Below are 11,209 nucleotides of genomic sequence, written 5' to 3'. Positions count from 1 at the left end.
CTACATTTTCGGCAGCAAAAGTTCCTGTGTTTTCAAAACGGATGATATAATGTACGTATTCACCAACCATTTCTGGTGAAATTGTATTTCCTTCTAAACAGGTTTTGTCGTTTGGATCGTAGGAGTTAACTACGGTCTGGTTTAAAGTAAATGTATTGTCAGTTGGTGTTTCATCTGTTGCTCCAACGATAGTAGCGTTATAAACTAAAATATCACCACTATTTACGGCAGGTGTTTCCATTGGCGAGTTGATATTAAATACTAAATCAATTTCTCTGGTTTCAAAAGGATTTAAATTAGTAAAGTTCCAATTGAAACTATTTGTTCCTGAACCATCAACTGACGGAATTGATGAAATCAAATCCATAATTGTATCATCAAAATTAAAAGTAATAGCTCCGTTTGCCACTTGATTTCCTTTGTTTTTGTAAATAACTTTGTATTCAGCATCAAAACCCGGTCGAGCCACTTCAATTGGAATGATGGTTATTTCTAAATCATTTTTTATGCCATTGGGAGTTACACAAAAATCTTGTATGAATGGACTGGTTGAAGCCGGAAAAGTAACACTGGCAGAAGTTGGAGAAATGATAAAGTAGTTTGGGTTTTCTAAAACAGGCGTAATTACGTGTGTTCCAGATTGCACATCATAACCATAAGAACCCGATTCATTAGGAATTAAAGAACCCGTTAAAGAACCAGAGGTAAAAGTAAATTTCTGATTAGGCATATTACTATCAGAAGTATCACAACCATTAGCATTAGCATCTAGTTTAGTATTGCCTTGAATGGTATAAAATGTACCGTTAGGAACGAAAGAACAATAGCTGTTTACATGACAATTGGTATAAGCATAAAAAGCTATTCGCTGTTGAACGAATGCTATATCTGCTTCATCTGCACAAATATATTGTAAATTAGGATTATTGCTGAAATCTAAATTAAACCAATTACCTTGGTTATTGTTTTTAATAATTAGTGAAGTCAACTGATTATTAGAACATTTTAAAATTTCCAAGTAAACATGTTGAGAGAGATCTATCATTGTTAACGGAATATCTGAACAATTTAATGTTTGCAATTGTAGGTTTTGAGAAAAATCTAAAGTTGACAATTGATTACCTCCACAAGAAAGTTGCTTTAATAGTGGATTTTGTGTAGTATCTAAAGTTGTTAATTGATTAAATCCACAAATTAAATCTTCCAAGATAGCATTTTGTGAAACATCTAATGTTACCAATTGATTGTTTACACATCTTAATTGTCTTAAAAGTATATTCTGTGAAACATTCAAAGTTGTCAATTGATTATCATTACACAATAAATTACGTAAAAAATGTAGATGTGAGACATCAACATCTGTAATTTGATTAGAGGAGAAAATGAGTGTAATTAATTGCAAATTTTGTGAAAGATCTAGATTCAAGAGCTGATTATTATCACACACTAAATCTGTCAAATTTTGATTTTGAGAAACATCAAGAAATGTTATTAGGTTATTACTACAAGATATTTCCAGTAAAAGAGGATTTTGAGAAACATCAATAACCGTTAGTTGATTGTCATCACATTTAATGTTATTCAAATTAACATTTTGAGAAGTATTTAAACTCGTTAAATTATTTTGACTAAAATCAATATACCTTAGAGATAAATTTTGAGATATATCAACTGTAGTGAGGTTATTATTATAGCAAAATAAATCTAATAAATATATGAAAGCATCAATGCCCTCTATACTACTAATATTCGAATTATTTATTTTTAAACTTGTAATACTACTAGCCTCTGCAAAATCTATTTCACCATCTTCATTTAAATCAATTTTAATGTAATCAGCAATATCATTATCATAATCTGCCTCCAACAACTTCGCCTTAAAATTCGCATCAGGAATATTAACTATCTGAGCATTCCCACTAAAAAAAGTAATCACAAACAAAACTAAAGTGTAAAATTTCTTCATAAAAAGTATTTGAAAATCAAATATATAAAAAAAGTCTTTCCAAAAACGGAAAGACTTTACTATTTTATAAAAAGATAACTTTGGAAATTATCCTAAAACTTCTTTTACTTTTTTACCAATCTCAGCCGGTGAGTCAACCACGTGAATACCATTTTCTCTCATGATTCTTTTCTTCGCTTCGGCGGTGTCATCTGCACCACCAACGATTGCACCGGCGTGCCCCATTGTTCTTCCTTTTGGAGCCGTTTCACCGGCAATAAATCCAACCACCGGTTTACGGTTTCCGTCGGCTTTAATCCATTTAGCTGCATCCGCTTCTAACTGACCTCCAATTTCACCAATCATTACGATACAATGTGTTTCCGGATCATTCATCAATAATTCTACTGCTTCTTTTGTTGTAGTTCCAATAATTGGATCTCCACCAATACCGATAGCGGTGGTAATTCCTAAACCTTGTTTTACCACTTGGTCAGCCGCTTCATACGTTAATGTTCCCGATTTTGAAACGATTCCCACATTTCCTTTTTTGAAAACGAAGCCCGGCATGATACCTACTTTCGCTTCTTCAGGCGTAATTACACCCGGACAGTTTGGCCCGACTAGGCGACAATTTTTACCTTTGATATAGTCATACGCTTTAATCATATCAGCCACCGGAATTCCCTCTGTGATGGTGATAATGACTTTAATACCTGCATCAGCCGCTTCCATAATGGCATCAGCAGCAAAAGCCGGTGGAACAAAAATAATGGTTGTATCGGCACCCGCTTTTTCTACCGCATCTTTTACTGTATTAAAAACCGGACGGTCTAAATGGGTTGTTCCTCCTTTACCTGGTGTAACTCCACCCACTACATTTGTACCATATTCAATCATTTGTGAAGCATGAAAAGTTCCTTCGCTTCCGGTAAATCCTTGAACAATTATTTTTGAATTTTTATTGACTAAAACGCTCATGATTGTGTTTGTTTGTGTTTAATTTTTTGCGTTACAAAAGTAATTCTTTCAAATTCTTTTTTTACGTTTTTTTTATTTTTTTTGTAAAATTGCTATACAAAAATAGGATTAAGGCAATTGACTCATTTGATAACCTCGGTACAATTTTCCATCTTGAATTTCCCAAATCACAAAAAAATAAGCCAAGCGATTAATTTGATTAGGATTTTCAATGGTGGTACCAAAATGAGTGTAATGTACTGAAACTAGATTATCTTCGGCTACTAGTTGATGAATTTGAACGACAAATGTTTCATAACCTTTTTTTAAATCATTCGCCATTTGTAATAATCCATCATGATCTTTTTTGATAAAACCTTTACTGCTATTCCACTCTAATATCACTTCGGGATGTAAATAAGTCTCTAATGTTTTGGTGTTATACAAAGCATCGGATTGGTAAAATGATTGAACTAGTTCTTTTGGGCTCATTTTATTTTAATTTTTCAATTATCTCCGGAATTCGTTTGATATTAGCCAATTGTTTCAATTTTTCCCTTGATTCTTCAATTGGAGTGCCAAAATAAGTTTTTCCTCCTTCAATTGATTTGGTTACTCCGGTTTGTCCCATTATAACAGCTTTTGATCCAATCGTAATGCCACTTGTGGTTCCGACTTGCCCCCATAAGGTAACTTCATCTTCAATCACCACACAACCGGCAATACCGGTTTGTGCCGCAATCAAACATTTTTTACCAATTACGGTATCGTGACCCACATGCACTTGATTGTCGATTTTTGTACCGGCTCCAATGGTTGTGTCTCCGGTAACTCCTCGATCAATGGAACATAACGCTCCAATTCCAACATTATCTTCAATTACCACTCGACCACCGGAAAGCAATTGATCAAATCCTTCGGGTCTTTTTTTGTAATAAAATGCATCAGCACCTAAAATGGTTCCGGCTTGAATAATTACATTATCGCCAATCACACAATGATCGTAAATGGAAACATTGGCATGAATCAGACAATTTTTACCGATTTTTACATGATTTCCAATAAAACAATTCGGTTGAACTACCGTACCTTCTCCAATTTGAGCGGAAGAAGAAATAGAAACATTCGAATACGCAAACGGTCTGAAATGATTCGTTAATTTATTGAAATCACGAAAAGGATCATCAGAAATCAACAAAGCCTTTCCTTCGGGACAATCCACTTGTTTATTAATCAAAACAATGGTTGCGGCTGATTGAAGAGCTTTGTCGTAATACTTTGGATGATCAACAAACACAATATCTCCCGGTTCAACCACATGAATTTCATTCATACCGTGTACCGGAAAATTTTCCTCGCCCACAAATTCACTACCAATAATTTGAGCTATTTCTTTGAGCGAATGCGTTTTTGGAAATTTCATAAAACTTGAAAATTGCTATTGATATTGAACTTTGAAATTGAAATTGTTTTTTGAAATTGAAATTGACTATTCTTTCACTCGCTCCATATAAGCACCGGAAGCGGTATCAATTTTAATTTTATCGCCTTCATTAATAAATAATGGAACATTCACGTTGGCTCCGGTTTCCACTTTGGCTGGTTTTGTTGCGTTTGTAGCAGTATTTCCTTTCACTCCGGGTTCTGTATACGTTACTTCTAAAATAATGGATGCCGGCATATCTACTGATAATGGCATATCATTTTCAGTATTGATTTGAACCATTACGTTAGTTCCTTCTTTCAATAAATCCGGAGCATCTAAAACATCTTTATTTAACGTAATTTGTTCGAAACTTTCTGTATTCATGAAGTAAAATTCATTCCCTTCTGAATATAAAAACTGGAACGTATGCGTTTCTACTCGCACTACATCAATTTTATGTCCGGCAGAAAACGTATTATCTAACACTTTTCCGTTGGTCAAACTTTTCAATTTAGTTCTAACAAATGCAGGTCCTTTACCCGGTTTCACGTGAAGAAATTCTACAATTTTGTAAATGTCATGGTTGTGTTTAATACATAATCCGTTTCTAATATCTGCAGTACTTGCCATTCTTTTTTTATTTAAATTTTAATTTGTTTGTTATATTAATAGAAAATTACCTTTCTAATAAACTCCTGTATACCCTTTCATCACACCACGTGAAGAATTTCTGATAAACTGAAGAATTTCATCTCTTTCAGGAGAAGCGGCCATTTCGGCTTCAATGATACTTACTGCTTGAGAGGTGTTATAATTTTTTTGATATAAAATACGATAGATTTCCTGAATTTCTCTGATTTTTTCAGATGTAAATCCTCTTCTTCTCAATCCAACAGAATTAATTCCCACATACGAAAGCGGTTCTTTGGCTGCTTTTGTAAAGGGCGGTACATCTTTTCGAACCAATGAGCCACCGGAAATCATAGCGTGATCACCGATATTAATAAACTGATGAACGGCTGCCAAACCGCCAATAATAGCAAAATTACCTACGGTAACGTGTCCGGCTAAAGCCACCCCGTTAACAATAATGGCATTATCACCAATATGACAATCATGAGCCACGTGAGCCGTTGCCATAATCAAACAATTTTTACCAATGGTTGTTTGACCGGAAGCGATGGTTCCTCTGTTGATTGTAACACACTCCCGAATGGTAGAGTTATCACCAATAATGGCTAAAGATTCTTCTCCGCCAAATTTTAAATCTTGAGGAACAGCTGAAATAACAGCTCCGGGGAAAATATTACAGTTTTTACCAATTCTGGCTCCTTCCATAATGGTAACATTTGAGCCAATCCAGGTTCCTTCACCAATTACTACATTATTATGAATAGTGGTAAACGGGTCGATTACCACATTTCTGGCAATCTTAGCTCCCGGATGTACGTATGCTAACGGTTGATTCATACTTTTCTTTTTTAGTTCTTTTTGGCAATTTGAGCCATTAATTCAGCCTCTGCTACTAATTTTCCATTGGCATAAGCATTGGCTTGCATGTGACAAATCCCTCTTCTAATGGGAGAAATTAAATCACATTTAAATATCAATGTATCACCCGGTAACACTTTGTGTTTGAATTTTACATTGTCTATTTTCATAAAATACGTCAAATAATTTTCAGGATCCGGAACAGTACTTAATACTAAAATTCCTCCGGTTTGAGCCATTGCTTCTACAATTAAAACACCAGGCATTACAGGAGCATTCGGAAAATGTCCCACAAAGAACGGTTCATTCATCGTTACATTTTTTAACCCAACCACATGTTGTTCTGTTAATTCAAAAATTTTATCGACCAACAAAAATGGAGGTCGGTGTGGTAACATGGCCATAATTTTATGAATATCCATCAAGGGTTCCTGATTTAAATCGTAACAAGGCACTTGATTTCGTTGTTCAATTTTGATGATTTTTGCAAGTTTTTTAGCAAACTGTGTGTTGACAAAATGACCAGGTTTATTGGCAATCACTTTTCCTTGAATTCGTGTGCCCACTAAAGCCAAATCTCCTACAACATCTAACAATTTATGACGAGCCGCTTCATTCGGATAGTGTAAAGTTAAATTATCTAATATGCCATTAGGTTTAACTGAAATGTTATCTTTTCCAAAAGCAGTTCTTAAATTTTCCATTGTTTCAGTTGAAATTTCTTTATCCACATAAACGATGGCGTTATTCAAATCACCTCCCTTTATTAAACCATTATTTAAGAGTGATTCTAATTCGTGAAGAAAACTGAATGTTCTGGCATCAGCAATTTCTTTTTTAAATTCACTGATGTTTTTCATGGTGGCATTTTGTGTGCCAAGTACTTTTGTACCAAAGTCAACCATGGCAGTTACTTGGTAAGTTTCACATGGCATCACTAATATTTCACTTCCGGTTGCTTCGTCTGTATAAGAAATGACTTCTTTGACTACATAAACTTTTCGTTCCGCCTCTTGTTCCACTACTTCTGCTTGTTCAAGAGCTTCAACAAAATATTTAGAAGAACCGTCCATAATTGGTGGTTCTGAAGCATTTAACTCAATAATAATATTATCAACATCACAACCAATACAGGCTGCTAAAACATGCTCAGAGGTTTGAATTTTGACTGCATTTTTTTCTAAATTGGTTCCACGTTGTGTATTGACTACATAATTTGCATCAGCCTCTATGATAGGATGTCCTTCTAAATCCACTCGCACAAATGTAAAACCGTTATTAACCGGTGCTGGCTTAAACGTCATGGTTACTTCTTGGCCGGTATGTAGTCCTACTCCTTTTAAAGTAACTTCGTTTTTTATGGTTTTTTGTTTAACCGATTGTACCATTATTCTTTTATTATTATTTTCTTTAATTCGTGTATATCGTTGACAATTTTTGGTAAGTTTTTAAAGTGCACATACGATTTGTTGTAATCGCCGTAATTAAAAGACGGTGATCCTTGAACAGTTTCTCCCTCTTTTAAACTTTTTCCAATACCTGATTGGGCTTGGATACGGACTCCATCTGCTAAAGTTAAATGTCCGGCTATTCCAACTTGACCACCGATTATACAATTCTTACCAATTTTTGTAGAACCGGCAATTCCGGTTTGTGCTGCAATAACGGTATTTTCACCAATTTCAACGTTGTGAGCAACCTGAATTTGGTTGTCTAACTTCACTCCTTTTCGAATAACCGTTGAACCTAAAGTTGCTCTATCTATAGTAGAGCATGCACCAATTTCAACGTTATCTTCGATGATTACATTACCTATTTGAGGCACTTTATTATAGGTTCCATCTTCGTTAGGTGCAAAACCAAACCCGTCAGAACCTATAATCGTTCCGGAATGAATCACACAATTATTTCCTATCTCGGTTTCTGAATAAATTCTGGCTCCGGCAAAAAATACGCAGTTATCACCAATCACCACATTATCTCCAATAAAACTATTGGGGTAGATTTTAACATTAGTTCCAATCTTGACATTTTTTCCGATGTAACAAAAACTTCCTAAATACAATCCTTCACCATAGCTAACTCCTTCTGATATAACCGAAGGTTGCTCAATACCTGATTTCATTAACTTGACTTGATTGTAATATTCCAGTAATTTAGAAAATGATTTATAAGCATCTTCCACCTTTATTAAAGTTGCTGAAATTGCTTGTTCCGGTTCAAATGTATGGTTTACAATTGCGATTGATGCTTGAGTAGAATAGATAAAATTGACGTATTTGGGATTGGCTAAAAACGTTAGCGAACCTTCAGAACCTTCTTCTATTTTAGATAATTTATAGACCTCTACATTGGGATTTCCAACGACTTCGCCTTCTAATATGGATGCTATTTGAGCTGCAGTGAATTTCATTCCGACAAAAATATAAAAAACTACCTAAAATTTGTTAATTTCTTCGAGTACTTTTGGAAAACAAATATAGAACTTTGTTACCGGTTTAGAGAAAGCTTTCGAATTAAGTTGATCAGAAGAAATTACAACATCCTCCACTGTCCTGTCCTTTTTAACAATTTTAATGGGTTGCGACTCCTTATTGTATCCTAAAGTCTTTATTTTTCCTTTAAATACAAAATAATCCGTTTCTGACATGGTGACAGGAAAATCAGCTAGCAATTGTTGCTTGTAAGCTAACAATATTGCTTTATCAAATTTATCGTTACTTACTTTAATTTTCAGTAAATCTCTATTAATTATCATTTTACTCAAAGTGCTGAGTACAAAATCTTCGTGTATTTGCCATGCTTTCAATGCACAAATGATATCAAAATCATCTAATTGGGAAAATTTTTCTAATACTTCATTTGTAAAATCCTCTCTTTCTATTTTATGATTCAAGAAAAATGAAAGAGATTTTGAAGCCTCCAAAACAATTCCTTTTTGAGTAAGTTCTTTGGCTCTTTTTAATGCTTTGGTTAAAATCAATTCGGCCACCAAACTTGTTTTATGCAAGTAAGCTTGCCAATACATTAAACGTCTTGCCATTAAGAATTTTTCGATGGAATAAATCGCTTTTTCTTCCACAACCAAAACATCATCAATAACATGAAGCATCTGAATGAGTCGGTCTGAATTAATATTTCCTTCAGCTACACCCGAATAAAAACTGTCTCGTTTTAAATAATCCATTCGATCCATATCCAACTGACTTGAAATCAATTGAAGCATAAATTTACGAGGGTATTCCCCTTTAAAAACCTGAATGGCTAAGCTTAGTTTCCCCTCAAATTCCTCATTCAGTCGATGCATAAACAAAAGAGAAATTTCTTCGTGATGAACATTTTCAACGATACTTTGTTCTAACGCATGCGAAAAAGGTCCGTGCCCAATATCATGCAAAAGAATAGCAATATAGAGTGCTGTTTCTTCTTCATGTGAAATCGAAATTCCTTTGAAACGCAATACTTTAACCGCTTTCTGCATCAAATGCATGGCACCTAAAGCATGATGAAAACGCGTATGATGTGCTCCGGGATAAACCAAGTACGACATTCCCATTTGAGAAATTCTACGCAATCGCTGAAAGTAAGGATGCTGAATTAAATCAAAAACCAATTCATTCGGAATTGTAATGAATCCGTAAATTGGATCGTTAAAAATTTTTAATTTATTGGTTCGACTCACAAAGTTTGAATTGGATTGCAAATATACTGATTTTGATTTTGTATAATTCATCAAATTTTTACAATAACTTTAATACTTCCAGCGTTCGATAATTGTTAAATTGCACCAATTAAAAAAAACCTTTATGGACAAAATAAAAATTCTTTGGGTAGATGATGAAATTGATTTACTTAAACCACATATTCTCTTTTTAGAAAACAAAAATTATGCAGTGACCACTTGCAATAATGGTCGTGATGCGGTGGATATCTTTGAAGAAAACCAGTTTGATATTGTTTTTTTAGATGAAAACATGCCCGGAATGAGCGGTTTGGAAACGCTTTCGGAAATGAAAGAAAAAAAATCATCAGTACCGGTGATTATGATTACCAAAAGCGAGGAAGAACATATCATGGAAGAAGCCATTGGTTCTAAAATTGCCGATTATTTGATAAAACCGGTTAACCCGAACCAAATTCTGTTGGCATTAAAGAAAAATCTAGACCATTCACGTTTAATTACTGAAAAAACTACGCTGGATTATCAAAAAGAATTCCGGAAAATCGCTATGGATTTAGCGATGGTAAATTCTTTTGAAGATTGGGCGGAATTGTATAAAAAACTAATTTTCTGGGAAATTGAATTAGAAAATATCGAAGACCAAGGCTTGATTTCCATCTTAGAATCGCAAAAAGTGGAAGCAAATACACAATTCGGGAAATTTATTGAAAAAAATTACGAAAAATGGTTTGATGAAAAAGCTGACAAGCCGGTTTTGTCACACAAATTATTCCGTGAATATGTTGTGCCGGAAATCGTAAAAAAAGACAAACCCATTTTGTTTGTTGTGATTGATAATTTGCGTTATGACCAATGGAAAGCGTTTGAAAGTGTGGTAAATAATCATTACAAAACGGAAAAAGAAACGGCTTATTATGCCATGCTTCCCACCGCTACGCAATATGCAAGAAATGCAATTTTCTCCGGTTTAACACCGTTGGAAATGGAAAAACAATTTCCGCAATATTGGCGAAATGATGTGGAAGACGGTGGAAAAAACCTTTACGAAGGTGAATTTTTAGAAGCTCAATTAAAACGATTAGGCCTCAACATAAAAAGTGAATACTATAAAATCACCAACTTTAAAGACGGTAAAAAACTAGTCGATAATTTTAAAGGACTAAAAAACAATGATTTAACCACTATCGTTTACAATTTTGTGGATATGTTATCGCATGCTAAAACAGAAATGGAAGTGGTGAAAGAATTAGCTTCAAATGACAAAGCGTATCGTTCATTAACACTAAGTTGGTTTAAAAATTCGCCTTTGTTGGAAATGATTCAAATGGCTCAACAAATGGGTTTTAAACTTATCTTAACCACCGACCACGGTACGATTAACGTTAAAAATCCATCCAAAGTAATTGGCGATAAAAACACAAGTTTGAACTTGCGTTACAAAACCGGACGCAGTTTGACCTACGAAGACAAAGATGTGTATGCCGTGAAAGACCCGAAAAAAATTGGTTTACCGTCCATCAACATGAGCAGCTCTTTTATTTTTGCCAAAAATGATTTATTTCTAGCCTACGTTAACAATTATAACCACTACGTGAGTTATTATCGAAATTCCTATCAACACGGCGGTATTTCGTTGGAAGAAATGATTGTACCTTTTTTGGTGTTTAATCCGAGGTAGCAACGGTTGTCGGTTTTCGATTGTTAG

Annotated in this window: 10 protein-coding genes; 1 reads left to right on the top strand and 9 read right to left on the bottom strand. The window is 34.3% G+C overall.

Features of this window, described 5'->3' with window-relative positions; translation table 11 throughout:
* From EQG68_RS14315 to EQG68_RS14275, 9 genes are all read right to left on the bottom strand, one after another.
* Window positions 1-1,966: leucine-rich repeat domain-containing protein (locus EQG68_RS14315; RefSeq protein WP_129465574.1), on the bottom strand; the 1,966-nt coding region annotated here is incomplete at its 3' end.
* Window positions 1,967-2,053: 87 nt separating this feature from the next.
* A complete protein-coding gene (sucD, locus tag EQG68_RS14310) occupies window positions 2,054-2,926 on the bottom strand; it encodes a succinate--CoA ligase subunit alpha (protein WP_129465573.1) in 873 nt (290 codons plus the stop codon).
* Window positions 2,927-3,034: 108 nt separating this feature from the next.
* Window positions 3,035-3,397, bottom strand: coding sequence for a nuclear transport factor 2 family protein (locus tag EQG68_RS14305; RefSeq protein ID WP_129465572.1), 363 nt, complete (start codon window positions 3,395-3,397; stop codon window positions 3,035-3,037).
* 1 nt (window position 3,398) lies between these two features.
* On the bottom strand, window positions 3,399-4,328 hold the full coding sequence (locus EQG68_RS14300) for a UDP-3-O-(3-hydroxymyristoyl)glucosamine N-acyltransferase (RefSeq protein WP_129465571.1): 930 nt from the start codon (window positions 4,326-4,328) through the stop codon (window positions 3,399-3,401).
* Between the two features lie 66 nt (window positions 4,329-4,394).
* Window positions 4,395-4,961, bottom strand: a complete 567-nt coding sequence (efp, locus tag EQG68_RS14295; RefSeq protein WP_129465570.1) for an elongation factor P — start codon at window positions 4,959-4,961, stop codon at window positions 4,395-4,397.
* Window positions 4,962-5,015: 54 nt separating this feature from the next.
* Window positions 5,016-5,801, bottom strand: coding sequence for an acyl-ACP--UDP-N-acetylglucosamine O-acyltransferase (gene lpxA, locus EQG68_RS14290; RefSeq protein ID WP_129465569.1), 786 nt, complete (start codon window positions 5,799-5,801; stop codon window positions 5,016-5,018).
* Between the two features lie 11 nt (window positions 5,802-5,812).
* Window positions 5,813-7,210, bottom strand: coding sequence for a bifunctional UDP-3-O-[3-hydroxymyristoyl] N-acetylglucosamine deacetylase/3-hydroxyacyl-ACP dehydratase (locus EQG68_RS14285; RefSeq protein WP_129465568.1), 1,398 nt, complete (start codon window positions 7,208-7,210; stop codon window positions 5,813-5,815).
* Complete coding sequence (lpxD, locus tag EQG68_RS14280) at window positions 7,210-8,235, bottom strand: UDP-3-O-(3-hydroxymyristoyl)glucosamine N-acyltransferase (protein WP_129465567.1); 1,026 nt, start codon at window positions 8,233-8,235, stop codon at window positions 7,210-7,212. The genes EQG68_RS14285 and lpxD overlap by 1 nt, the downstream gene beginning before the upstream one ends.
* 24 nt (window positions 8,236-8,259) lie before the next feature.
* A complete protein-coding gene (locus EQG68_RS14275) occupies window positions 8,260-9,504 on the bottom strand; it encodes an HD domain-containing protein (RefSeq protein WP_129465575.1) in 1,245 nt (414 codons plus the stop codon).
* A gap of 124 nt (window positions 9,505-9,628) precedes the next feature.
* On the opposite strand from EQG68_RS14275, the gene porX reads away from it, so the two are divergent.
* Window positions 9,629-11,182, top strand: a complete 1,554-nt coding sequence (gene porX / locus EQG68_RS14270; protein WP_129465566.1) for a T9SS response regulator signal transducer PorX — start codon at window positions 9,629-9,631, stop codon at window positions 11,180-11,182.
* Window positions 11,183-11,209: the final 27 nt, after the last annotated feature.

Origin of the sequence: Flavobacterium piscinae (assembly GCF_004122145.1) — a bacterium.
Taxonomy (GTDB): domain Bacteria; phylum Bacteroidota; class Bacteroidia; order Flavobacteriales; family Flavobacteriaceae; genus Flavobacterium; species Flavobacterium piscinae.
This window is presented reverse-complemented; position numbering and strand designations above follow the sequence as displayed.

Excerpts from the sequence above, each read along its gene's own strand:
- EQG68_RS14285 (WP_129465568.1), bottom strand. The coding sequence starts at position 7,210 with ATGGTACAATCGGTTAAACAAAAAACCATAAAAAACGAAGTTACTTTA.
- lpxD (WP_129465567.1), bottom strand. The coding sequence starts at position 8,235 with ATGAAATTCACTGCAGCTCAAATAGCATCCATATTAGAAGGCGAAGTC.
- sucD (WP_129465573.1), bottom strand. The coding sequence starts at position 2,926 with ATGAGCGTTTTAGTCAATAAAAATTCAAAAATAATTGTTCAAGGATTT.
- EQG68_RS14305 (WP_129465572.1), bottom strand. The coding sequence starts at position 3,397 with ATGAGCCCAAAAGAACTAGTTCAATCATTTTACCAATCCGATGCTTTG.
- EQG68_RS14300 (WP_129465571.1), bottom strand. The coding sequence starts at position 4,328 with ATGAAATTTCCAAAAACGCATTCGCTCAAAGAAATAGCTCAAATTATT.
- efp (WP_129465570.1), bottom strand. The coding sequence starts at position 4,961 with ATGGCAAGTACTGCAGATATTAGAAACGGATTATGTATTAAACACAAC.
- lpxA (WP_129465569.1), bottom strand. The coding sequence starts at position 5,801 with ATGAATCAACCGTTAGCATACGTACATCCGGGAGCTAAGATTGCCAGA.
- porX (WP_129465566.1), top strand. The coding sequence starts at position 9,629 with ATGGACAAAATAAAAATTCTTTGGGTAGATGATGAAATTGATTTACTT.